Source organism: Pseudomonas sp. GW822-FHT04H02 (assembly GCF_058800645.1).
Genome location: NZ_JBXAMM010000006.1, coordinates 263,374 through 288,069, shown reverse-complemented (window position 1 = coordinate 288,069; position 24,696 = coordinate 263,374). Strand labels below are relative to the sequence as shown.

At 63.7% G+C, this 24,696-nt stretch carries 19 protein-coding genes; 5 read left to right on the top strand and 14 right to left on the bottom strand.

Translation table 11 applies throughout. The annotated features are described in order from the left end of the window. Window positions 1-351: 351 nt before the first annotated feature. The 7 genes from AC1RMG_RS25925 to amaB form a co-directional block, all read right to left on the bottom strand. The gene (locus AC1RMG_RS25925) at window positions 352-1,068 is read right to left on the bottom strand and encodes an ABC transporter ATP-binding protein (RefSeq protein WP_011058970.1); all 717 of its coding nucleotides are present in this window, start codon (window positions 1,066-1,068) and stop codon (window positions 352-354) included. Continuing rightward, window positions 1,065-1,937, bottom strand: coding sequence for an ATP-binding cassette domain-containing protein (locus AC1RMG_RS25920; protein WP_493170554.1), 873 nt, complete (start codon window positions 1,935-1,937; stop codon window positions 1,065-1,067). The genes AC1RMG_RS25925 and AC1RMG_RS25920 overlap by 4 nt, the downstream gene beginning before the upstream one ends. Continuing rightward, entirely contained in the window at window positions 1,934-3,229 is a 1,296-nt protein-coding gene (gene livM, locus AC1RMG_RS25915) for a high-affinity branched-chain amino acid ABC transporter permease LivM (protein ID WP_065364890.1), read from the bottom strand. Before livM ends, AC1RMG_RS25920 begins: the two co-directional genes overlap by 4 nt. Window positions 3,230-3,231: 2 nt before the next feature. Beyond that, on the bottom strand, window positions 3,232-4,146 hold the full coding sequence (locus AC1RMG_RS25910) for an ABC transporter permease subunit (protein ID WP_011058967.1): 915 nt from the start codon (window positions 4,144-4,146) through the stop codon (window positions 3,232-3,234). A 161-nt stretch (window positions 4,147-4,307) separates the two neighbouring features. Continuing rightward, window positions 4,308-5,444, bottom strand: a complete 1,137-nt coding sequence (locus AC1RMG_RS25905) for a branched-chain amino acid ABC transporter substrate-binding protein (RefSeq protein ID WP_011058966.1) — start codon at window positions 5,442-5,444, stop codon at window positions 4,308-4,310. Window positions 5,445-5,808: 364 nt separating this feature from the next. Then, entirely contained in the window at window positions 5,809-7,092 is a 1,284-nt protein-coding gene (amaA, locus tag AC1RMG_RS25900) for an L-pipecolate oxidase (protein WP_368994092.1), read from the bottom strand. Window positions 7,093-7,205: 113 nt separating this feature from the next. Then, window positions 7,206-8,696 (bottom strand): L-piperidine-6-carboxylate dehydrogenase, encoded by a 1,491-nt coding sequence (amaB, locus tag AC1RMG_RS25895; RefSeq protein WP_011058964.1) that lies wholly within the window; start codon window positions 8,694-8,696, stop codon window positions 7,206-7,208. A gap of 170 nt (window positions 8,697-8,866) precedes the next feature. On the opposite strand from amaB, the gene AC1RMG_RS25890 reads away from it, so the two are divergent. From AC1RMG_RS25890 to nadE, 3 genes are all read left to right on the top strand, one after another. After that, entirely contained in the window at window positions 8,867-9,769 is a 903-nt protein-coding gene (locus AC1RMG_RS25890; RefSeq protein WP_145713742.1) for a LysR family transcriptional regulator, read from the top strand. A 202-nt stretch (window positions 9,770-9,971) separates the two neighbouring features. Continuing rightward, on the top strand, window positions 9,972-11,186 hold the full coding sequence (pncB, locus tag AC1RMG_RS25885) for a nicotinate phosphoribosyltransferase (RefSeq protein WP_011058962.1): 1,215 nt from the start codon (window positions 9,972-9,974) through the stop codon (window positions 11,184-11,186). A gap of 3 nt (window positions 11,187-11,189) precedes the next feature. After that, window positions 11,190-12,017, top strand: coding sequence for an NAD(+) synthase (gene nadE / locus AC1RMG_RS25880; protein ID WP_053148788.1), 828 nt, complete (start codon window positions 11,190-11,192; stop codon window positions 12,015-12,017). 153 nt (window positions 12,018-12,170) lie between these two features. Here nadE and azu read toward each other — a convergent pair whose 3' ends face one another. Beyond that, window positions 12,171-12,617 carry an azurin gene (gene azu / locus AC1RMG_RS25875; RefSeq protein WP_011058960.1) on the bottom strand — a complete coding sequence of 149 codons (447 nt, stop codon included), beginning with the start codon at window positions 12,615-12,617 and terminating at the stop codon, window positions 12,171-12,173. A 351-nt stretch (window positions 12,618-12,968) separates the two neighbouring features. On the opposite strand from azu, the gene AC1RMG_RS25870 reads away from it, so the two are divergent. Further along, a complete protein-coding gene (locus tag AC1RMG_RS25870; RefSeq protein WP_019096143.1) occupies window positions 12,969-13,556 on the top strand; it encodes a cytokinin riboside 5'-monophosphate phosphoribohydrolase in 588 nt (195 codons plus the stop codon). Window positions 13,557-13,624: 68 nt separating this feature from the next. Further along, window positions 13,625-13,801, top strand: a complete 177-nt coding sequence (locus AC1RMG_RS25865) for a hypothetical protein (RefSeq protein ID WP_011058958.1) — start codon at window positions 13,625-13,627, stop codon at window positions 13,799-13,801. A 109-nt stretch (window positions 13,802-13,910) separates the two neighbouring features. On the opposite strand, the gene AC1RMG_RS25860 is transcribed toward AC1RMG_RS25865, so the two are convergent. The 6 genes from AC1RMG_RS25860 to AC1RMG_RS25835 all read right to left on the bottom strand — a co-directional run bounded on the left by AC1RMG_RS25860 (window position 13,911) and on the right by AC1RMG_RS25835 (window position 24,679). Then, entirely contained in the window at window positions 13,911-14,801 is an 891-nt protein-coding gene (locus AC1RMG_RS25860) for a transglutaminase family protein (protein WP_011058957.1), read from the bottom strand. Beyond that, on the bottom strand, window positions 14,801-17,287 hold the full coding sequence (locus tag AC1RMG_RS25855; protein WP_493170549.1) for a circularly permuted type 2 ATP-grasp protein: 2,487 nt from the start codon (window positions 17,285-17,287) through the stop codon (window positions 14,801-14,803). Before AC1RMG_RS25855 ends, AC1RMG_RS25860 begins: the two co-directional genes overlap by 1 nt. Before the next feature lie 87 nt (window positions 17,288-17,374). Beyond that, window positions 17,375-20,650: a transglutaminase family protein gene (locus AC1RMG_RS25850; RefSeq protein ID WP_493170546.1), complete on the bottom strand. Its 3,276-nt coding sequence runs from the start codon at window positions 20,648-20,650 to the stop codon at window positions 17,375-17,377. Between the two features lie 171 nt (window positions 20,651-20,821). Continuing rightward, on the bottom strand, window positions 20,822-21,271 hold the full coding sequence (locus AC1RMG_RS25845) for a hypothetical protein (RefSeq protein ID WP_011058954.1): 450 nt from the start codon (window positions 21,269-21,271) through the stop codon (window positions 20,822-20,824). Further along, the gene (ssp4, locus tag AC1RMG_RS25840; RefSeq protein ID WP_186355319.1) at window positions 21,268-22,209 is read right to left on the bottom strand and encodes an Ssp4 family T6SS effector; all 942 of its coding nucleotides are present in this window, start codon (window positions 22,207-22,209) and stop codon (window positions 21,268-21,270) included. The genes AC1RMG_RS25845 and ssp4 overlap by 4 nt, the downstream gene beginning before the upstream one ends. A 172-nt stretch (window positions 22,210-22,381) precedes the next feature. Then, window positions 22,382-24,679 (bottom strand): YgiQ family radical SAM protein, encoded by a 2,298-nt coding sequence (locus AC1RMG_RS25835; protein ID WP_161466576.1) that lies wholly within the window; start codon window positions 24,677-24,679, stop codon window positions 22,382-22,384. Window positions 24,680-24,696 lie beyond the last annotated feature (17 nt).

Sequence of the window (24,696 nt, the reverse complement as noted above, 5' to 3'; positions counted from 1 at the left end):
AACCAATCGCCTGCAAGCCACGTGGTTAAAGGCTTGCAGCCAGCTACACCCACGTTACCCACAGCACGCTCCACAGCAAACGGGGACAAGTCAAAACAGTGGAAAAACAACTGTTTGCAGCGTCTTTATGCCGCGTTAAAGCAGCTTGCCAGGAATGTTTTCCACAATTACCGGACACAGGCTTGGTGCAGGCGCAAAGCGCCAGTCGGCGCTCGGTGAAATCAGAAAGGCGGTCAGGCGGCCCCCTTCGCTGGCAAGCCAGCGCCTACAGGGGAGGACGGGATGGGGTGGGCATAACAATGCCCCGGCGGCGCGGGCCGGCGGGGCATGCTTTATCCACAGAGCGGACGGTCAGTGGCCGCCCAGGTAAGCGTTGCGCACCTCCTCGTTGACCAGCAGTTCCTTGCCGGTGCCGCTCAAGCGGATCTCGCCGTTGACCATCACGTAGGCGCGGTCCGAGAGCTTCAGCGCGTGGTTGGCGTTCTGCTCCACCAGGAAGATGGTCATGCCGGTGGCCGCCAACTCCCTCAAGGTGGCGAAGATCTGCTTCACCACGATGGGCGCCAGGCCCAGGCTCGGCTCATCCAGCAGCAGCAACTTGGGCCGGCTCATCAATGCCCGGGCAATGGCCAGCATCTGCTGCTCGCCGCCAGACATGGTCATGGCCCGCTGGGTACGCCGTTCCTTGAGGCGGGGAAACAGCTCGAACATGCGCTGCATGTCCTCATTGGCGTACTTGTCGCCAATGGGGATGGTGCCCATCAGCAGGTTTTCCTCCACGGTCATGTCGGGGAACACCCGACGCCCTTCCGGGGACTGGGCGATACCGTTGGAGGCGATGTAGTGGGACGACTTATGGGTGATGTCCACACCGCGATAGAGAATCTGCCCGGACTCCGCCCGGGGCTGGCCGAAGATCGACATCAGCAGGGTCGACTTGCCGGCGCCGTTGGAGCCGATCAGGCTCACGGTTTCCCCTTCGTTGATGTGCAGCGAGACTTTCTTCAGGGCCTGGATCGGGCCGTAGTACACGTCCAGGTCCTTGAGTTCGAGGATAGGTTGAGTCATGCCAGTTCCTCTTCGTCGGCACCCAGGTAGGCGGCAATCACTTTCGGATCATTGCGGATCGCCTCCGGGCCGCCCTCGGCGATCACGTTGCCGTGGTCGAGCACCACGATGTGGTCGGAAATACTCATCACCATGCCCATGTCGTGTTCGATCAGCACCACGGTCAGGTCGTGCTCGTCGCGCAGCAGCCGGATCATTGCGCTCAGCGCCTCGGTTTCCTGGGGGTTGAGGCCGGCGGCCGGCTCGTCGAGGCAGATGATCTGCGGCCGGGTGCACATGGCCCGTGCGATCTCCAGGCGCCGTTGCTGGCCGTAGGACAGCTCGCCGGCCAGGCGGTTGGCGCAGTCCACCAGGTCCACCACCTCCAGCCAGTAGAAGGCATGGTCCAGGGCGGCGCTTTCCGCCTTGCGGTAGCCCTTGGTGTTGAGGATGCCCGCCAGCAGGTTGCGGTTGACCCACATGTGCTGGGCCACCAGCAGGTTTTCCACCACGGACATTTCCTTGAACAGGCGAATGTTCTGGAAGGTCCGCGCCAGCCCGGCGCGGTTCACCAGGTGGGTGCCGCCGAACATCTTGTAGTACAGGCGGCTGACGAAGCTTTTCGGCGAGACGAAGTCGGTGGCGCGAAAGGGCTCGCCCAGGAGCTTGATGACGTTGGTCTGCCGGCCCCGGGTATTGAGCTCGATGCGCCCGCCGGAAGCCTTGTAGAAGCCGGTCAGGCAGTTGAACACCGTGGTCTTGCCGGCGCCGTTGGGGCCGATCAGGGCGAAGATCGAGTTGCGCTTGACCTTCAGGCTGACGTCGCTGAGGGCCTTGATGCCACCGAAGTGCATCATCAGGTTTTCGACCGAAAGAATGTATTCGCTCATGGCGCGTTCCCCTCAGTCAGAGCACCTTTGCGTGGAGTGACGCCGGTGCGGCTGATGCGGATCAGCCCTCGCGGTCGCCAGATCATCATCAACACCATGAGAATGCCGAACAGCAGCACCCGGTACTCGGAGAAGCTGCGCAGCAACTCCGGCGCCACAGTCAGCACGAAGGCCGCGATCACCACGCCCACCGTCGAGCCCATGCCCCCCAGCACCACGATGGCCAGGATCAGCGCCGATTCGAAGAAGGTGAACGACGACGGGTTGACGAAGCCCTGGTAGCTGGCGAAGAACACCCCGGCCAGGCCCGCGGTGGAAGCACCGATGGTGAAGGCCGAGAGTTTGACCAGCACATGGTTCAGGCCCATGGCGCGGCAGGCGATCTCGTCTTCACGCAGGGCTTCCCAGGCCCGCCCCACGGGCATGCGGGTCAGCCGGTGCTTGATGTAGAGCACCAGCAGCACCACCAGGAACAGCACGATGTAGATGAACAGGAATTTCAGGTTGGGGTTGTATTCCAGGCCGAAGAACTCATGAAACGGCACCCCGCCGTCCTTGGCCTTGCGGCCGAACTCCAGGCCCAGGAAAGTCGGCGACGGCACCGGCATGCCGTTGGGGCCACCGGTGAAGGACAACCAGTTATTGAGCACCAGGCGGATGATCTCGCCGAAGCCCAGGGTCACGATGGCCAGGTAGTCGCCGTGCATCCTCAGCACCGGGAAGCCCAATATGCACCCCGCCAGGGCCGCGGCAATCGCCGCCAGGGGCAGCACGGTCCAGAAGCCCAGGCCCAGGTACTGGTAGCCCAGGGCCAAGCCGTAGGCGCCGATGGCGTAGAACGCCACGTACCCCAGGTCCAGCAGGCCCGCCAGCCCCACCACGATGTTCAGCCCCAGGCCCAGCAGTACGTAGATCAACCCGAGAATGACCACGGTCAGCAGGTACTTGTTGGCGAAGAACGGAAACACGATGGCGATCACGATCAGGGCCGGGATGATCCAGCGCAGCCGCGACTTGTAGTCCGGCGCCAGCACATGCACGCCGGAGCCGGTGCTTTCAAAGCCCTGGAGAATCTTCAGGCCCCTGGGGGTTTGCAGGAACAGGCTCAGGGCCAGCCGGCCGGCCATGACAATGGCTACCAGCCAGGCCACGCGAGTCGGCTGCAGGTTGAAACTGTAGCCATCGAGCACCACACCCACGATGGGGCCAAACACGATCAGCGAGATCAGCCCGGCCAGCACGGCGTCGATGACGCTCTTTTTGATATCAATCGGTTTATTGGCAGCAGACATACTTACACCTTCGCCACGAGTGGGCGACCCAGCAGGCCTTGGGGACGGAAGATCAGGATCAGCACCAGCAGCGAGAAACTGAACACGTCTTTGTAGTCGGAGTTGATCAAGCCGGAGAACAGCGACTCGGAGATGCCGAGGATGATCCCGCCGAGCATCGCCCCAGGCAGCGAGCCGATGCCGCCGAGTACCGCCGCGGTGAACGCCTTGATGCCGATGACGAAGCCGGCATAGAAGTCGAACGTGCCGTAGTTCATGGTGATCAGCACACCGGCCAGGGCCGCCATGGCCGCGCCGATGACGAACACGTAGGAGATCACCCGGTCAGTGTTGATGCCGAGGATCGAGGCCATCTTGCGGTCTTGCTGAGTGGCCCGGCACATGCGCCCGAGCTTGGTGTACTTGATGATGTAGGTCAGCAGTGCCATGCCGGCGAACGCCGCCACCAGGATGAAGATCTTGGTGTAGGTGAGCTGCACGAAGCCTGTGCCGATATCGACTTTCCAGGCTCCGGCCAGCAGGGTCGGAACTCCTTGCTGCTTGGCGCCTTGGCTGATCTGCGCGTAGTTCTGCAGGATCAGCGAGATACCGATGGCGCTGATCAGCGGTGCCAGTCGGGTGGAGTTGCGCAGGGGTTTGTAGGCCACACGCTCGATGACCCAGCCATAGATCCCCGTCACCACGACGGTGAAGATCAGCGTGCCGAGAATGAGTAGCGGGAAGGATTCAATGCCGAAATAGGCCAGCAGAGCCAGACTGATTGCCGCGAGGTAGGCGGAAATCATGTAAACCTCGCCGTGGGCGAAGTTGATCATGCCGATGATGCCATAGACCATTGTGTAGCCGATGGCGATCAGACCGTAGACGGACCCGAGGGTCAGCCCATTGATCAGTTGCTGCAGGAAAATACCATCCATAACGCAATCTCACGGACTTGAGAGACTGCACAGGCCGTCGACGCCGGACAGGGATCACCCGTCTGCGCAACACGTCCGTTGTGCAGCTCTACGAGAAAAGGCAAGTACTGCACGAGCAGGGACCGGTACCAGGGGGTGGTACCGGCCCGTTCGGACTCATGTCACTTCTGTTTTTCCAGCTGGTGGTACTTGCCGTCCTTGTCCCACTGATAGACCACGTAGTCGGAAACCTTGAGGTCACCCTTGGCGTCCCAGGACTTCTCGCCCATCACGGTTTTCACCGGATTGGCCTTGAGCCATTTGGCCGCATCTTCGCCCTTGTTGGACTTGGCGCCGCCGAAGCCGGCCGCCAGGGCCTGGATCGAGGCATAAGCGTACAGGGTATAGCCCTCGGGCTCGGTGCCGGCCTTGCGGAAGGCATCCACCACAGCCTTGCTGTCCGGCAGCAGGCGCGGGTCGGCGCCGAAGGTCATGTACACGCCGTCAACGTATTGCGGGCCACCGGCGGTGGTCACCAATTCGTCGGTAACGATGCCGTCGTCGGACATGAACTTGACGTCCTTCAGGCCCTGCTCGCGCAGTTGGCGTACCAGCGGACCGGCTTCCGGATGCAGGCCGCCGAAGTACACCACGTCGGCGCCGGCGGCGCGGATCTTGGTCACCACGGCGCTGAAGTCTTTCTCGCCACGGGTCAGGCCCTCGTACAGCACCGGGGTCACGCCGCGCTTGGTCAACTGTGCCTTGGTGGCATCCGCCAGGCCCTGGCCGTAGGTGTCCTTGTCGTGCAGCACCACGACTTTCTTGCCCTTGAGCACATCGATGATGTAGTCACCGGCGACGATGCCCTGCTGGTCGTCACGCCCGCACATGCGGAACATCGCGGAGAGGCCACGCTCGGTGACCTGGGGGTTGGTGGAGCCCGGGGTGATGGCAATCACACCGGCGTCGCTGTACACCTCGGAAGCCGGAATGGTCGACGAGGAGCAGAAGTGCCCGACCACGCCGGCCACCTTGTCCTGGTCCACCAGGCGGTTGGCCACTGCCACCGCCTGCTTGGGTTCACAGGCGTCATCGCCCTTGACCAGGACGATCTTCTCGCCGTTGACCCCGCCCTTGGCGTTGATCTCGTCAGCCGCTGCCTGTGCACCCTTCATGTACTGCTCGCCAAATGCCGCGTTGGCGCCTGTCATGGGACCCGCTACACCGATCTTCAGGTCAGCTTGAGCAAACGCAGAAACACCCAGCGCAGTTGCCACTGCGAGGGCCAGAAAGCCTTTCTTGTAAAACGTCTGGGACATGAGGTGGTGCTCCAAGGTTTTTTTAGTTGGCACTGCGACTTCACTAAGGTTGCTCAGAGCAAGCGCCGTGCCAGTGGTTTTTTATTCTGAAAAAAGTCGCTGTCTTATTGTTATTTCGACTGTTTCGAGCCCTTTTTTATTGGGCGTGCAACCGTCTAAACCGCGGAAGGTAAAACCCTGCTTTTTAATGGGCGCAACCCATGCGTGCCATCATTGCAACCGCGACACAATTCAACGTGCAACCCTGCTGTAACAGCTCGCGTCACCGAACTGCACACTGCTGGTGCGAGACTGCTACGAGCCGCACCATTACAGGCTAGTCGCTGCATCGAAAAGCGTCGTCGGCCGCCCGCTATTTCCTTGTTCAGATCACAATTCGCAGGCACTGGCCCGCGTGGTAGAGGGAGAAGCCGGCTTCGTACAGGCAACTGCGCAAGCCCACGCCGGCCAGGGGCTGCATGGCTGCGAAGGGGATCGGCAGGGCCTGGGGGTCGCCGTTGCACAGGTAGTCGGCGAAGGCCTTGCCCACCACGGTTCCGGTGGTCACGCCCCGGCCGTTGTAACCGGTGACAGCCACCAGGCCCGGGGCCGGCTCGAACAGGCGCATCAGGTGGTCGGGGGTGAAGGCGATGCAGCCGGTCCAGGTGCATTCCCACTCCACCGGCTTGAGGTACGGGAAGTAATGCTGCTGTACGCGGTCGGCCCAGGCCTTGAGGAACCACAAGGGCTTCTGGCTGCCATTGCCCAGGCTGCCCAGCAACAGGCGGCCCTCGGCATCCCGGCGGATGCTGCTGAGCACCTGTCGGGTATCCCAGGAGCCCTGGCCCCCGGGCAGGATCTGCCGGGCCGCTTCTTCGGTCAGGGGCGCGGAAGCCACCTGGTAGTAGTAGCCGGGGAAGAAGTTGCGCCGCAGCTCGGTCCAGTCGCCTTCGGTGTAGGCGTTGGAGGCGATCACCACCTGCTCGGCCAGCACCGAGCCCTGTTCGGTCTGCACCGACCAGCGCTGGCCCTGGCGCTCCAGGCGGGTGACCGGGGAATGGTCGAACAGACGCCCGCCCAATTCCGTCGCCGCCCTGGCCAGGCCGCTGGCGTAAGCCATGGGGTTGAGGGTTCCCGCCCGCCGGTCGAGCAGGGCCGCGGCAATCTTGCGAGTGCCGGTGGCCGCCTCGCAGGCCGCGCCGGTCAGCAGCTCCACGGGGGCCCCGCGACGTTTCCACTGTTCTTCACGGCTGCGCAGATCAGCCTCGCCCCGGGCGTTGTGGGCCATGTGCAAAGTGCCTTCGCGGCGCAGCTGGCAATCGATGTGGTACTTGTCCACCAGGCTGAACACCAATGACGGCGCCGCGCCGAGCATGCGGTTGAGCTGGCTGCCCACCTGCTCGCCGAAACCGGCCTCGATCTCGTCCGGCGGGATCCACATGCCGGCGTTCACCAGCCCGACGTTGCGCCCTGAACCGCCATGCCCCGCGCGGTGGGCTTCGACCACACAGACCCGCTTGCCCTGCTCCAGCAAATGCACGGCGGCCGACAGCCCGGTGAAGCCGGCGCCGATGATGCACACATCCGCCGTCAGCTCGCCCTTGAGCGGCGCCCTGTCAGGCCGTTGCGGGGTGAGTGTTTCCCACAGACATTGTTCTTGTAGCGCCATTGCCAGACTCCGAAATCAACGAACCACAGACGCTGAAACGCACTTGCCGCTGTTCGCCAGCAAGCTGGCTCCTACAAACCTCCCCGTAGGAGCGAGCGTGCTCGCGAAAAGACTCAATCGAAGGTGATGCCCTGGGCCAGCGGCAGTTCCCGGGAGTAGTTGACGGTGTTGGTCTGGCGCCGCATGTAGCCGCGCCAGGCATCGGAGCCGGATTCGCGACCGCCGCCGGTTTCCTTCTCGCCGCCGAAGGCGCCGCCGATCTCTGCGCCGCTGGGCCCGATGTTGACGTTGGCGATGCCGCAGTCGCTGCCCACCGCCGACATGAACTGCTCGGCTTCACGCACGTCGGTGGTGAAGATGCAGGACGACAGGCCCTGAGGCACGGCGTTGTTCAGGCGCAGCGCTTCTTCGAAGTCGTTGTAGCCGATCACATAGAGGATCGGCGCGAAGGTTTCGCTGCACACCACCTCGCTCTGCTCGGGCATTTCGACGATGGCCGGCGACACGTAGTAGGCGTTGGGGAACTGGTCCTGCAACTGGCGCTGGCCGCCGAAGACCCGGCCGCCCTCGCTCAGGGCCTGCTCCAGGGCATCCTGCATGGCCTCGAAACTGTGCTTGTCGATCAGCGGGCCGATCAGGTTGCCTTCCAGCGGGTGGCCGATGCGCACCTTGGAATAGGCCGTCTTGAGGCGGCTGATGATTTCCTCTTTCACCGACTCGTGGGCAATCAGGCGACGCAGGGTGGTGCAACGCTGGCCGGCGGTACCCACGGCGCTGAACAGGATGGCGCGCACCGCCATGTCCAGATCGGCGCTGGGGCCGAGGATCATGGCATTGTTGCCCCCCAGTTCGAGGATGCTGCGGGCAAAACGTGCGGCCACTTTCGGCGCCACTTCGCGGCCCATACGGGTGCTGCCGGTAGCGCTGATCAGGGCCACCCGCGGATCGTCCACCAGGGCGGCACCGGCATCACGGCCGCCGATGATCACCTGGCTCAGGTATTCGGGAGCATCCTGGAAGTTCTTCAACACGCGCTCCAGCAGCGCCTGGCAGGCCAGGGCGGTGAGCGGGGTCTTTTCCGAGGGTTTCCAGATCACCGGGTTGCCGCAGACCAGCGCCAGGGTGGTGTTCCAGGCCCAGACCGCTACCGGGAAGTTGAAGGCGCTGATCACCCCGACAACCCCCAGGGGATGCCAGGTTTCACGCATGTGATGGCCCGGGCGCTCGGAGGCGATGGTCAGGCCGTAGAGCTGGCGCGACAGGCCGACGGCGAAGTCGCAGATGTCGATCATTTCCTGCACTTCCCCCAGGCCTTCCTGGGTGATCTTGCCGGCTTCCCAGGACACCAGCTCCCCCAGGTCGGCCTTGTACTCGCGCAGCACCTCGCCGAATTGCCGCACCAGCTCGCCGCGACGGGGTGCCGGCACCTTGCGCCACAGGGCGAATGCATGCTCTGCGCGACTGACCTGCTGCTCCACCTCGGCGGCGCCCTGCCAGTTCACCGCGGCGATCCGGCTGCCGTCGATGGGCGAATGCACAGGCTGGGTGCCCGACTGGTACAGGGCCGGGTTGACACCCAGACGATCAAGCAATGCGGCAACCATGGGGTTACTCCTTACAGATGAAAGCGAAAGAACCAGGCCGCTGCGACGGCCATCAAGGCTAGTAGTTGTAGCTGGCCCGAGACTTGCCAACAAACGACCTTTAAGCGAGATATCATTCCGTTTATTCATGCTGAGCCGCTCGCTGGCACCCATAAGAACAAGGAACACCCATGCTCAACAAACGCTACTTGCCGTCGATCACCGCCCTGCAGTGCTTCGAGGCCGTGACCCGGCACCTGAGCTTCACCCGTGCGGCCGAAGAGCTCAACCTGACCCAGAGCGCGGTGAGCAAGCAAGTGGCGCAACTGGAAGAGCTGCTGCAACACCTGCTGTTTCGTCGGGTACGGCGGCGCCTGCAACTGACTCCGGCCGGCGACCTGTACCTGGTGGAGGTGCGCAAGATCCTCACCCAGGTGGAGATGTCTACCCATTACCTGCGTTCCTACGGCGGCGAGACCGAAGTCCTACGAGTCTCCACGCCCTACACTTTTGGCGCCCGCTGGCTGGTGCCGCGCCTCAAGGGCTGGCGACTGCGCCACCCGCACATCCACCTGGACCTGTGCAATGAGCAAGAGCCTGACGAACTGCTCCAGGGCCATGCCGACCTGGCCTTCTACTTTGGCCAGAGCTCACGCCCCGGCACCGAGAGCCTGAAGCTGTTCAGCGAAGAGCTGGTGGCGGTCTGCGCCCCTGACAGCCTGCCCGCCGAGCCCTTGACCGACCCCAGGCAACTCACTGAACTGGTGCTGTTGCAGAACGCTTCACGGCCCCAGGGCTGGCACGAATGGTTCGACCAACAGGGCTACCAGACCGAGCACAGTTACCACGGCCCACGCTTCGAAACCTTCTATATGTGCATCCGTGCGGCCCAGGTCGGCTGCGGGGTCGCCCTGCTGCCACGTTTTCTGGTGGAAGAAGAACTGGCTGAAGGCAAGCTGGTGATCGCCTGGGAATACGCCATGCCCAGCCAGGACGCCTATTACCTGGCCTACCCCGAACACTCGGCGGAAGTGCCCAAGGTCCGGGACTTCGTGCGCTGGATGCTCGAACACAACGACTCGCCCCTCCCGTAGGAGCCGGCTTGCCGGCGATGGGGCCCTTGAGCCCTGCTCAAGACAGAAGATCCGTTCGCTGGCAAGCCAGCTCCTACGGCCGGAGAATGGCCCGCCACAAAAAACACTGGCAAAGCGCTGCGCGTCTATGCGCCACTAGCGCCTTCATTGAAAGAGCTGAATGCCGCACTTGTCCGTCGCGGCCAGCATGGAGATTCCCGTTATGAGCGAGAGTGTGTTTGCCGATCGCATCGTGCAGAACCTGCTCGACACCGACTTCTACAAACTGACCATGATGCAGGCGGTGCTGCACAACTACCCCAACGTCGAGGTGGAATGGGAGTTTCGTTGCCGTAACAGCGAGGACCTGCGGCCCTATCTGGCAGAGATCCGCTACCAGTTCGAGCGCCTGGCGGATCTGAGCCTGAGCGCCGACCAGTTGGGCTTTCTCGAACGGATCAGCTTCCTCAAGCCGGATTTCCTGCGCTTTCTCGGGCTGTTTCGCTTCAACCTGCGCTACGTGCATACCGGCATCGAGGACGGCGAGCTGTTTATCCGCCTGCGCGGCCCCTGGCTGCACGTGATCCTGTTCGAAGTGCCGATGCTGGCCATCATCAGCGAGGTGCGCAACCGCTACCGCTATCGCGAGATCCAGCTGGTCCAGGCCCGCGAGCAGCTGTACCGCAAGTTCGACTGGCTGACCGCCAACGCCAGCAGCGAAGAACTTTCCGAGCTGCAAGTGGCGGATTTCGGCACCCGCCGACGCTTTTCCTACCGGGTCCAGGAAGAAGTAGTGAACGTGCTCAAGCACGATTTCCCCGGACGTTTTGTCGGCACCAGCAACGTGCACCTGTCCCGGGAACTGAACATGAAACCCCTGGGCACCATGGCCCACGAATGGATCATGGCCCACCAGCAACTGGGGCCGCGGCTGATCGACAGCCAGATCGCCGCCCTCGACTGCTGGGTCCGCGAATACCGTGGCTTGCTGGGCATCGCTCTGACGGATTGCATCACCACCGATGCCTTCCTCGGCGATTTCGACCTGTTCTTCGCCAAGCTGTTCGACGGCCTGCGCCACGACTCCGGCGACCCGATCCTCTGGGCGGAAAAGGCCATCGCCCACTACCACAAGCTGGGCATCGATCCGATGAGCAAGACCCTGGTGTTCTCCGACAGCCTGAGCCTGCCGCGCGCCCTGGAAATATTCCGTGCGCTGCGGGGGCGGATCAATGTCAGCTTCGGCATCGGCACCAACCTGACCTGTGACATTCCCGGTGTCGAGCCGATGAGCATCGTGCTTAAAATGGCTGCCTGCAATGGCCAGCCCGTCGCCAAGATCTCCGATGAAGCGGGCAAGACCCATTGCAAGGATCCGAACTTCGTCGCTTACTTGCGCCACGTTTTCCAAGTACCTGCCCAACCTGGCAAGGAGTGAATCATGCAAGCCGTACAGCGTGAGATTGCGCAGCAGCTCAAGGTCCAAGCACCTTTTCCCGACCACGCCGCCCTTGAGGCAGAAATCGCCCGGCGCATCCGCTTCATCCAGGACTGCCTGGTCAATTCCGGGCTCAAGTCCCTGGTGCTGGGTATCAGCGGCGGCGTCGACTCCCTGACCGCCGGCCTGCTGGCCCAACGGGCGATGCGTGAATTGCGCGAACGCAGCGGGGACGATGGCTACCGCTTCATTGCCGTGCGCCTGCCCTATGAGACCCAGTTCGACGAGCACGATGCCCAGGCCTCGGTGGACTTCATCAACCCTGACGAACGCCACACCGTGAACATCGGCCCGGCGGTCAGGGCCCTGGCCAACGAAGTGGCGGCCTTCGAGGGGCAGCACGCGGTGTCCCGGGATTTCGTCCTCGGCAACACCAAGGCGCGGATGCGCATGGTGGCCCAGTACACCATCGCCGGCGCCGCCCATGGCCTGGTGATAGGTACCGACCACGCCGCCGAAGCGGTGATGGGTTTCTTTACCAAGTTCGGTGACGGCGCCTGCGACCTGGCGCCCCTGAGCGGCCTGGTGAAAAACCAGGTGCGCTCCATTGCCCGCTATTTCGGCGCCCCGGAGTCCCTGGTGGAAAAAGTCCCTACCGCCGACCTCGAAGACCTGTCGCCGGGCAAGCCGGACGAAGCGTCCCACGGCGTCACCTACGCCGAGATCGACGCCTTCCTGCATGGCCAGCCGGTACGTGAGGAAGCCTTCAAGATCATCTGCGACACCTACCGCAAGACCCATCACAAACGCGTCATGCCCTTCGCCCCATGACCCGCCTCGCTCTGTAGGAGCCGGCTTGCCGGCGAATGGGCCGCTTGTGCTGCACGAGGCTCGAGGGCCTCTTCGCGGGCAAGCCCGCTCCTACGGATGCACACAAAAAAAGCGCCCCTGGGGGCGCTTTCTTGTTGCAGCCGGGCCTGATGCTTACTTCAGGACCACAGCGCCTTTCATCATCGAGTTGTGGCCTGGGAACGAGCAGAAGAACTGGTAGCTTTCGCCAGCGGTCAGCTTCGATACGTCGAAGGTCACCGAATCTTTCTCGCCGGCACCGATGATCTTGGTGTGGGCGATAACGCGGGTGTCGCCTTCCTTCAGGTAGCTCTTGTCGATGCCGGCGGCCATGCCGTCGGTGGCGATGCCAGCCATGTCTGCGGTCTTGCTCAGTACCCAGTTGTGGCCCATGACGTTCTTCGGCAGGCTGCCGGAGTGGGTCAGGTTCACGGTGAAGGTCTTGCAGCTCTTGTCGATGGTGATTTCCTTAGTGTTGAAGGACATCTGGTCGGTAGAGTCGACATCGACCTTGCATTCGGCGGCCATCAGTTGGCTGCTGGCCAGTGTCAACAGGGATACCGCAACGAGTTTGGCAAACATGGTGAATCTCCAAGGCAGGGTTAACAAAATCCATCTGAATCCATGGGACGGAAGACTGCCTGAATTTCTCGCAAGTTCCTATGATTTGCATCAAAAAATTGTATACAACTCTCTGCTATCGACCTGATCAAGACAATCAACCGGCCAGCGGCATGGCACGCTTCTAGAATCACGCCATCGTCCCTGATCGGAGTCACCCTCATGCCGTTGAACAGCCTGTTTCGCAGCTTGCTCGCCGCCTACGCCTGTGGCGCCAGCGGTACCCATGAAACCCCGCAACGGGAGGTTTAATACTTGGAGCGAGGCCGGCGAGCCTTTACTCTGAGGCCATCAATGACCTCGGAGTAAGGCATGTCGTTAACTTCTGTCTGTGTATTCTGTGGCGCCAGCACCGGCGCCAACCCTCTCTATCGTGAAGCCGCCCAGGCCCTGGGCCGGGCCATCGCCGAGCGCAAGCTGACCCTGGTGTATGGCGGCGGCGCGGTAGGGCTGATGGGCATCGTCGCCGACGCGGCCCTGGCGGCCGGGGGCGAAGTCATCGGGATCATTCCGCAAAGCCTGAAGGACAAGGAAATCGGCCATCGCGGCCTGACCCGCCTGGAAGTGGTGGACGGCATGCACGCCCGCAAGGCGCGCATGGCCGAGCTCAGCGATGCCTTCATCGCCCTGCCCGGCGGCCTGGGAACCCTGGAAGAACTGTTCGAAGTCTGGACCTGGGGCCAGTTGGGCTACCACCACAAGCCGCTCGGCCTGCTGGAAGTGAATGGCTTCTACGAAAAACTCAGCGGTTTTCTCGATCATATCGTCGGCGAAGGCTTCGTCCGTGCCCCGCACCGTGACATGCTGCAAATGAGCGAGTCGCCGGCCGGCCTGCTGGATGCGCTGGACGCCTGGCAACCGACGGTCCCGGACAAATGGGCCGAAGGCAAACCCAGCTAACCACCCGGCCCCGATAACAGGCAGAATACGCGCCGCTCAACCTCACCTTCGACCCCAGAGGATCGCCCATGGCCAAACCCAACTACTCCTTCGCCAAACGTCAACGTGACTTGGCCAAGGAACAGAAGAAAGAGGAAAAGCTGCAACGCAAGAAAGCCGCCGCTGAAGAAACCAGCGCACTGAACCCGGATGCAGAAGGTGAAGTGAGCGTCGACGACGCCGAGCCCGAGGCCCCCCAGGCCTGACCTGCCCCGTAGGAGCTGGCTGGCCAGCGAAAGCGCTCTCCAGCCCTACGCAATATCCGCAGGCCCCATCGCTGGCAAGCCGGCTCCTGCAAGGTCGGAGATGGCAGTGTCATGCCAGGGGCATGACGGTGACCCGAACATCCGGGTCATGGCTGCCCCCTCCCAGAATCACCCCACGCAACGGCGACACATCGGAAAAATCCCGGCCCCAGGCCAGGGTGATGTGCTCCAGCGCCGGCTGCACGTTGTTGGTCGGGTCGAAATCCACCCAGCCCAGCACCGGGCAAAACACTGAAACCCAGGCATGGGAAGCATCGGCGCCGATCAGCCGCGGCTGCCCCGGCGGTGGCTGGGTCAGCAGGTAGCCACTGACATAGCGCGCCGCCAGCCCTCGCGAGCGCAGGCAGGCCAGCATCAGGTGGGCGAAGTCCTGGCACACCCCGCGCCGACGTTCCAGCACTTCCACCAGCGGCGTCGCCACCTGCGTGGCTTCGGCGTCGAAAGTGAACTCACTGAAGATCTTCTCCATCAACGCCTGGGCGCCCTGCAACAGCGGCCGCCCCGGTACGAAGCAACTGGCGCAGAACTCGACAAAACTCTGCTTCAGATGCACATAAGGCGATTCGAAACGGTAGCGACAGGCTTCCAGCAACGCCTCGGACAAGGGCTGGCCGCTGTAGGTCAGGGCGCCGCGGGCGGCATCCCAGGGCAGTGACGCGGCAAAATCCAGCGCCGGCCGCTCCAGCACCTCGACACTGAGCTGGGCATTGACCAGCAATTCGTCATGGGGCCGCTCGAAGGCCAGGCGGGTCAGCGGGTTGCCGAATACATCCTGCTCGTCACGACGGCTGGTAGGGTCGGGGCTGATCAGCAATTGCCGCTCGCTGCACAGTTGCCAGGCACAGGCCCGGGGCCACAGGTGCGCCAGTTGCTGGGCCAGGGACACCGGGCTGTCGTAGCGGTAGTGGGTGTCGTGGAACACCTGGTAGCGCGCGCTCATCAGACCGACACCGTTTGCTGGCTGACATCATCCACATGGGCGAAATGCCGCAGCGCCAGGCGGTCCGAAACCTGCCCGCTGACCTCGGCGATCTCCTGCAGCAGGTCCGCCAGGCCCTCCACTGCGGCGCGCACACTGGCCTCGCCGAACAGCGAGTTCTCCAGGCAGCCCAGGTCGAAATGCGCCAGGCGCTCCACCAGCCGCGGCAGCGCCAGCTCGCGGGGCACGCCGAAATCATCGTTGAGGCGCTTGAGGGTGCGGGTCACCAGCTTGAGCTGGAACAACACGGCGTGGGGGTTCTGTTCATCCAGCAGCAACAGGTCGAGGACCGGAATCAACTGCGCCACCGCCAGGTAGCGCGACCGGTAGGTGATGCTGCTGTTACCCAGCTCCAGCAGCCAGTCCAAGCCGGCCTGGTCGAAGGCCGCGGTGCCCCGCAGGAAGGCCGCGAGGCTGCTGCTGAGGAACTGCAGGCGCTCGATGCGCCGGCCAATCATCAGGAAGCGCCAGCCTTCGTCGCGGGTCATGTCGTCCAGGGCGAACCCGGAGAGCGCCGCCAGGGACATCACCAGGCGGTTGAGAAAATCCAGCAGTTCGGCGAAATCCGGCTCCGGAGTGTCCAGCTCCTGGGCCTCGCGCTGCAGCTCCACCAGGGCCTGCCAGTTTTCCCGGGACAGCTTGCCGCGTACCTGGGAAGCCGCCCACTGCAAGCGTTGCAGGTTGGAGCGCAGGCTGAAGGACCAGTCCTCACCCAACAGGGCCGCCAGCAGGCGTTCGGGCAGCTCGCCCTCATCCGGCAGCAGCATCAGGCTTTCTCCCAGGTCCACCGCGGCCAGCAAGGCTTGCGGATCATCGCCATCGACATAGCGCGCCAGCATGATCCGCAGCAGCCGCGCACTGTCGTCACAGCGCTCGCAATAACGGCCGAACCAGAACAGGTTTTCCACCACCCGCGACGGCAGGTAGGGATCGCGGCGCACCAGGTCATACACGCCGATGGTGCGCTGGGCCTTCCACTGCTCGCCGCTGGGCGCCCGCTCCCCGAGCACCCAGGTGTCCTTGCTGGCGCCACCGCGCTGCATCGACACCACTTCGGCACCGGCCTGGGCAGCGACCCGGGTCAGGCCTCCGGGCAGCACCCGGTAGCCGTCCTCGCTGGCCACCGCATACACCCGCATGCCGATGGCACGGGGCTGCAACTGCCCGTTCTCGGCCTGCCAGACCGGCGCCTGGGACAGTTGCGGCAATTCCTGGGCGACATAGGCATAGGGCCGCGCCCGCATGCGCTCAGCCAATTGCCGGCGTTGCTCGGGGTCCAGGTCGCGGCCCAGCACCGGGGTGAAGCTCTGGGAAGCGAAGGCCGGCTTGACCAGCAGATCCGGGAGTTTTTCCAGGGCCTGCTGCAGCACCGGGGCCTCGCCGCACCACCAGGTAGCGATGGACGGCAGAAGCAGTTCCTCGCCCAGCAGAAACTGGCTGATCTTCGGCAGGAAGCCCAGCAGGCCGGGGGACTCCAGCACCCCGCTGCCCAGGGCGTTGGCCACCAGCACCCGGCCCTGGCGCACCGCGTCCAGCAGCCCGGGAACCCCCAGGGCCGAGTCGGTGCGCAACTCCAGCGGATCGCAGAAATCGTCGTCCAGGCGACGCATGATGGCGTGCACCCGGCGCAGGCCGCTGAGAGTCTTGAGGTACACCGTGGCATCACGCACGGTCAGGTCGCCGCCCTCCACCAGCGGGTAGCCAAGCTGTCGCGCCAGGTACAGGTGCTCGAAATAACTCTCGTTGAACCGCCCTGGCGTCAGCAGCACCACCAGCGGCGCTTCGCTGTCCCGAGGTGCCTGGCGGGCCAGGGTTTCCTGCAGGGTGCGGAAGAACCCGGCCAGGTGCTGCACTTGCAGGTCGCGGTACAGGTCGGGGAACGCCCGGGACACGCTCATGCGGTTCTCCAGGGCATAACCGGCCCCGGAGGGCGCCTGGGTACGGTCGGCGGTGACCCACCAGCGCCCGTCCGGGCTGCGTGCCAGGTCCACGGCGTAAAGGTGCAGGAAGGTCTGTTCCGGCGGGCAGATGCCCTGGCATGGCCAGAGGAAATTGTTGTGGCCGAACACCAGTTCCACCGGCAACAGCCCTTCGCGGATCAACCGCTGCGGGCCATACAGGTCCGCCAGCACGGCATTGAGCAGGCGAGCGCGCTGGGCGATTCCGGTGGACAGCAACTGCCATTCATCCGCCGCGATCACATGGGGCAACAGGTCCAGTTCCCAGGGCCGGTCGGCGCCCTTGGGGTCGGCATAGACGTTGTAGGTGACGCCGTTCTCGTGGATCTGCCGGGTCAGCAGCGCCTGGCGCTGGGCCAGTTGACCGGGGCTGCTGCGCTGCAACTGTTCCAGCAGCCGCTGCCAGTGCGCCCGGACCTGGCCCTGGTCATCCAGCAACTCGTGGTAGGTACCCGCCGTCAGCGGGTAACGGTCTAGCAAGTCAGGCATGGAACACTCGGCAGACGGCAGGGAAAGTCAGATTAACGCACCGCCATGACGCCCGGATATGGCTATCTCACAGGCGTCGCAGGTGGATTAGAAGCGTCGCAAATCCAGGGTCAGCGGCAACTCGGCATTGATCACCACTGGCGGCACCTCCAGGCTTCCCGGGCTATGGCCAAGGCGGAAGAAGCGCGCCATGCGCCGGCTTTCCGCCTCGTTGGCATTCACCGGCAGGCTGTCGTAATTACGCCCGCCGGGGTGGGCCACATGGTATTGGCAGCCGCCCAGGGAGCGCTGCATCCAGGTATCGAGCAGGTCGAACACCAGCGGTGCATGCACCGGGATAGTGGGTTGCAGGCAATTGGCCGGCTGCCAGGCGCGGTAACGTACCCCGGCGACAAACTCGCCGACCCGCCCGGTGGGATGCAGGGGCAGCGCCACGCCATTGCAGGTCAACACATGGCGCTCGGGTACCAGGCCGCCGACCTTGACCTGCAGGCGCTCCAGGGAAGAGTCGACATAACGCACCGTGCCACCCGCCGCGCCCTCCTCTCCCAGCACATGCCAGGGCTCCAGGGCCTGGCGCAGTTCCAGCTCGATGCCACTGACGGCGTAATCGCCGACCTTGGGAAAGCGGAACTCCAGGTGCGCGGCAAACCATTCGGCCCGCAGCGGGTAGCCGGCGGCATTCAGCTCCACCAATACATCAGCGAAATCCTGTTCGATAAAGTGCGGCAACAGAAAACGATCGTGCAGTTCGGTGCCCCAGCGCGCCAACCGGGCCGGCGCGTAAGGCTCGCGCCAGAAGCGCGCCACCAGCGCCCGCAGCAGCAACTGCTGGGCCAGGCTCATGCGCGCATGGGGCGGCATTTCAAAGGCCCGCAGCTCCAGCAGGCCAAGGCGCCCGGTGGCGCCATCCGGCGAATACAGCTTATCGATGCAGAACTCGGCGCGATGGGTGTTGCCGGTGACATCGATCAACAGGTTGCGCAGCAGGCGGTCCACCAACCAGGGCGCGCACTCCTGGCCGGGAGCCGGCATCTGCGCGAAGGCAATCTCCAGCTCGTACAGCGCGTCATTGCGTGCCTCGTCGACCCTCGGTGCCTGGGACGTGGGGCCGATGAACAACCCGGAAAACAGGTAGGACAGCGACGGGTGGTTGTGCCAGTAACTGATCAGGCTGCGCAGCAGGTCGGGGCGCCGCAGGAACGGCGAGTCGGCCGGGGTGGCTCCGCCAAGGACAAAATGGTTGCCGCCACCGGTGCCGGTGTGGCGCCCATCGATCATGAACTTTTCGCTGGTCAGGCGCGTCTGCCGGGCCTGCTCATAGAGAAACTCGGTGCGCTCCACCAACTCGTCCCAACTGACCGAGGGCTGCACGTTGACTTCAATCACCCCCGGGTCCGGGGTCACCCGGAAGTTGCACAAGCGAGGGTCCGCCGGCGGCTCGTAGCCCTCCAGCAAGACCGGGCAGCGCAGCTCCTCGGCCGTGGCCTCGATCACGCTGACCAGTTGCAGGTAATCCTCCAGACGCTCCAGGGGCGGCATGAACAGGTACAACCGCCCCTCGCGCGCCTCGGCGCAGAGCGCGGTACGGGTCAGCCAGCCGGCGGACTCGTCCACCTGGGGCACCCGCTCGTCCGCCACTGCCGGCTCATCAATCGCTGCCAGCTGAGCCGCGCCCGCCAGTTCGGGAAAATCCTGGTTCGGATCGGTGGCGTGAATGAACGGATACTCCGCCGCCGTCACCCATGGCTGGGACGCCAGGGGCAAGCGATAGCCCAGGGGCGAATCACCCGGTACCAGCCGGCAATGGTTATCGCGCAGGTACCAGCGCCCGCTCTGCCACTGGTCGCCCTTGGCGGTACGGGCCAAGGGCAGGACCTGGCCGATGACCTTGTCCAGCCCCTGGCTGAAAACCTTGCGCAGGCGCTGCCGCTCCAGGGCATCCTCCAGCCGCGAATCCTCGGCGCTGACATTCAGCGGCAGGCTGCCTTCGCGCCACAGGTAGTAGAAATTGTCCTCGTAGGCGGGAAACACAAAACGCGCAGGCAGCTTCAGACGCTCGGCGACACTGGCCAGAAAACGTCCGGCCAACAGCGCATCGGCGGCGTAATCTTCATGCTCGTCGGCAATCAGCGCGTTGTTGCGCCACACCGGTACACCGTCGCGACGCCAGTGGCAATTCAGCGACCAGCGCGGCAGTTGCTCTCCCGGGTACCACTTGCCCTGGCCGAAGTGCACCAGGCCCTGGGGTGCATAGTGCTGGCGCAGGCGCTGGAACAGCTCGCCGGCCAGGCGGCGCTTGTTCGCCCCCAGGGCTGCCGTGTTCCACTCCGGGCCATCGGGATCGTCGATGGCGACGAAAGTCGGTTCGCCACCCATGGTCAGGCGCACATCCGCCTCCAGCAGGTCGACATCGATCTGCCGGCCCAGGGCCTGGATCGCCAGCCATTGCTCGTCGGTGTAGGGCTTGGTCACCCGGGGCGCTTCCCAGATGCGCTCCACACTCATCTCATGGCTGAATTCGCATTCGCAGGGCTCCACCAGCCCGGTGATGGGCGCCGCTGAAGAGGGGTCGGGGCTGCAGGCCAGGGGAATATGCCCTTCCCCGGCGAACAGCCCGGACGTGGCATCCAGGCCGATCCAGCCGGCGCCCGGCAGGTACACCTCGCACCAGGCATGCAGGTCGGTGAAGTCCACCTCGGTGCCGGAGGGGCCATCCAGGGATTTGACGTCCGCCGTCAGCTGGATCAGGTAGCCGGAGACAAAGCGCGCCGCCAACCCCAGGTTGCGCAGCAATTGCACCAGCAGCCAGGCCGAGTCCCGGCAGGAGCCGGAGGCGTTGAGCAGGGTCTGCTCCGGAGTCTGCACCCCGGGCTCCATGCGGATCAGGTAGGCGATGTCGGCACTCAACCGCTGGTTCAGGCCCACCAGGAAATCCACCGCCGGCAGCGGAGTACGCGAAATGGCGTCCAGGTAAGCCTGGAACCTCGGCGTCAGGGGCAGGGTTTCCAGGTAGGGCGCCAGCTCGCGCTGTTCATCGGCGGCATAAGCGAAGGGAATCTGCTCGGCGTAGGGCTCGAGGAAGAAATCGAACGGGTTGAACACCGCCATTTCCGCCAGCAGGTCGACTTCGATCCGCAGCTCGCTGGTTTTTTCCGGGAACACCAGGCGCGCCAGGTAATTGCCCTGCGGGTCCTGCTGCCAATTGATGAAATGCTGCTCGGGCTGGACCTTCAGCGCATAGGAGAGAATTCGCGTGCGGCTGTGGGCCGCCGGGCGCAGGCGAACGATCTGCGGGCCCAGTTCGACGGCGCGGTCGTAGCGATAGTGCGTGACATGGTGCAATGCGACATGAATCGACACGGCGTGCCTCCTGCGAGCCTGAACGGTGGGAGAACCTGCGCAAGACTTATGCCAGCGCGCAAGTCCATGGGGTTGTTCAGCGACCCTGGGCAGTACAGCACCAAAACCGCGCAATCGATGCATCCCGGTGCAGGCAATTGCACATAAATGCGCCAGAAGGCAGGCGACGAATCAGCCGCGCTTGCGCTGCTGCTTGAAGCGCTGGCGCTGCTGGCGGATCTGCAGCAGCCGTTCGCGCATTTCCCGGTGCCGCTTGCTGTTGAGCAGCAACAGCCCGAGCAGCGGCAGCAACACGCCGAACAGGTACACCCCCTGGTGCGGGTGATACTGAAACATCGGCACCACCCCAAGCAGGCAGGCGACAAAGTAGCCGGCCACCAACCATACCGCGCGGGAAATGCCACGCACTATCAGCAGGTTGCCCAGCACCAGCAGCGGGATCAGTACCAACAGGCCAAACAGCAGGTATTCGTCGCGCTGGGGCGGTGCCATGGCGCGCCAATAAGTGGTGCCGGCCAGGGACAGCAGGAGCGAGGCACTGAAGCAGCCCAGCAGCACGGTGAGCATGAAGGTCGGGAAATAACGTACCAGGAAGTCTCTCATGCGGCCGCCATCTATCACTCGTCGAACTCCTCGTAGAGCCCCACCGCAAGGGTTTTCACCTGGCCAAGATTGCCGGAGCTGATACTCCCGCTGGTACTCAGGGCAGCGCCCAGAGCATCCTGCATCTGGGTCAGGGTGGCGTGGCGGATCTGCGTCGACGAATAGCGCCTGGGCAACGCACCGGCACGCTGTTGCAGCTTCAGCAGCTTGGAGGTCAGGCTCGGGTCCCGCAGGGTCAACAGTTCCTTGGTCAGCTTGGCCCGTTCCTGGCGGTTGAGCCCCTTGAGCAACTGCATCCAGCTTTTGCCGGTGTTCGCCGCCTTGCTGGCCTTGAGCAGCCTGAGCGTGGTCAGCGCCGAACCGCCGACACCCACCAGGGAAATGCCATCGAGAATCGGCGTGACTATGTTGTACCACTCGGCATCGTCCATGCGGTCGTTGGCCGCCGGGTCCTGGATCTCGTTGATCACCCGCGCGCCGCCAATCACGCACTGAGCGGTGCCGGCCATCGCCGCCGAGGCCCCAAGCGCTACCACCCAGACACTGGCACCGGCGGTGAAGGGCACGGCGATGCTGCCGCTGAACACCACCAGCCAGCCGATCACTGCGGCCGTGCAGGCCAGGGTGGTGTTGAAGGATTCAGTGGCCAGCCGCGATTCGCGCGGGTTGTTCTTCACCTGGTCGACGAACTGCTGGGGCGCGATGTAGCGCTTGGCCTCGCGCAAGATCACCCGCTTGGGCACGATGCTGCAGATTGGCCTGAATTCGCGCAGGGTCACGACATTGAAGTCGGCATCGATGTACACCACCCCGGCACCGGCAATCGAGGGATCGGTGTCGATGGCGGCAAACAGACGCGGCAGGTTTATCTGGCTTTCGATCCGTTGGCGGGCAAGAACCTGGGTCAGGCTGAGGTCCCTGATCACTCCGTCTAGTGGGCTGGTCACGCGGTTCATCCTTGGTCTGACGATGTGAATCTGCCTGATAGCCATGAGCCAGCCAGGCATCGCGGCAATGCAAGCCCGGCAACCTTAACAAAGCCCTGACCGTTTGTTGCTCGCCCGCCGGTAAAAAAATCGATCTCCATAAAAGCAAAACGCCAGCTCGGTGGCTGGCGTTTTGTGGGGTTTAGCGCGGCACTACCGGCTTGCGGGTCGGCTTCTTGCCTTTGCCCTTGGCCGCATCGGCGCGCTCCTTGGCCGCCTGCTTGTTGCGGGCAAACGCTGCGGCCTTGGCCTGTTCGCGCTTGTCCCAGGCATTGCCGCCGTCGCTGCCGCGAGGAGGCAGCCCGGTGTGCTGGGTAAGGATCTTGGTTTCCTTGGCCACCTTGTGGCTGCCGGCCGGTGTCGAGTTCTTGCGACGGGCACTCTGGTAGCTGTCGGTAGCCGGCTGGTGGGTCGGAATCAGCTGGTTCTTGCCCGGACCGATCAGGTCGCCACGGCCCATGCGCAGCAGAGCCTCGCGCAGCATCGGCCAGCCTTTCGGATCGTGGTAGCGCAGGAACGCCTTGTGCAGGCGGCGCTGCTCCTCGCTCTTGACGATGGTCACGCCGTCGCTCTTGTAGGTGACCTTGCGCAGCGGGTTCTTGCCCGAGTGGTACATGGCCGTGGCGGTGGCCATCGGCGACGGGTAGAACGCCTGTACCTGGTCCGCGCGAAAGCCATTGCCCTTGAGCCACAGGGCCAGGTTCATCATGTCTTCATCGGTGGTGCCCGGGTGGGCGGCGATGAAGTACGGAATCAGGTACTGCTCCTTGCCCGCTTCCTTGGAGTATTTCTCGAACATCCGCTTGAAGCGGTCGTAGGTGCCAATGCCCGGCTTCATCATCTGATTGAGCGGACCTTCCTCGGTGTGTTCCGGGGCGATCTTCAAGTAGCCGCCCACGTGGTGGGTCACCAGCTCCTTGACGTACTCCGGCGATTCCACCGCCAGGTCATAGCGCAGGCCGGAGGCGATGAGGATCTTCTTCACCCCGGGCAAGGCACGGGCGCTGCGATACAGCTGGATCAGCGACGAATGGTCGGTGTTCAGGTTCGGACAGATGCCCGGGAACACGCAGGACGGCTTGCGGCACGCGGATTCGATTTCCGGGCTCTTGCAGGCGATGCGGTACATGTTCGCGGTCGGGCCGCCGAGGTCGGAGATCACCCCGGTAAAGCCGGGAACCTTGTCGCGAATTTCTTCGATCTCGCGAATGATCGACTCTTCGGAACGGTTCTGGATGATCCGCCCTTCGTGCTCGGTGATGGAGCAGAAAGTACAACCGCCGAAGCAGCCGCGCATGATGTTCACCGAGAAGCGGATCATGTCGTAGGCCGGGATCTTTTCCTTGCCATAGGCCGGGTGCGGAATGCGCTGATAAGGCATGCCGAACACGTAGTCCATTTCCTCGGTGGTCATGGGAATGGGCGGCGGGTTGAACCACACGTCCACGTCGCCATGTTTCTGCACCAGGGCGCGGGCGTTGCCCGGGTTGGTTTCCAGGTGCAGCACGCGGTTGGCGTGAGCGTAAAGGACCGGGTCGTTGCGCACCTTCTCCATGGACGGCAGGCGGATCACGGTCTTGTCCCGGGTCATGCGCGGGCTGGCAAGGATCTGCACCACCTTGGCTTCCTGGGGATCGTCCACCGGACCCTTTTCCTGCTCGATGGCGCAGGCCTGGGTGTCCTGGGTATTGACGTAGGGGTTGATGATCTTGTCGATCTTGCCCGGGCGGTCGATACGAGTGGAGTCCACTTCGTACCAGTCCTTGGGCGTGTCGCGGCGGATGAAGGCGGTGCCGCGCACGTCGGTGATGTCTTCGATCTTGTGACCGTAGGACAGGCGCTGGGCCACTTCGACAATGGCTCGCTCGGCGTTGCCGTACAGCAGGATGTCGGCGCTGGCGTCGATCAGGATCGAGTTGCGCACCCGGTCCTGCCAGTAGTCGTAGTGGGCGATGCGGCGCAGGGACGCTTCAATGCCGCCGAGAACGATGGGCACGTGCTTGTAGGCTTCCTTGCAGCGCTGGCTGTAGACCAGGCTCGCACGATCCGGGCGTTTGCCCGCCAGGCCACCGGGGGTGTAGGCGTCGTCGGAGCGGATTTTCTTGTCGGCGGTGTAGCGGTTGATCATCGAGTCCATGTTGCCGGCAGCGACACCGAAGAACAGGTTCGGCTCGCCGAGCTTCATGAAGTCGTCTTTGGACTGCCAGTTGGGCTGGGCGATGATCCCGACGCGAAAGCCCTGGGACTCCAGCAGCCGGCCGATGATCGCCATGCCGAACGACGGGTGATCGACGTAGGCATCACCGGTGACGATGATGATGTCGCAGGAATCCCAGCCGAGCTGATCCATCTCCTCCCTGCTCATGGGCAGGAATGGTGCTGGCCCGAAACATTCGGCCCAGTACTTGGGATAGTCAAATAACGGCTTGGCTGCTTGCATGTCGATGACCGGTGTTG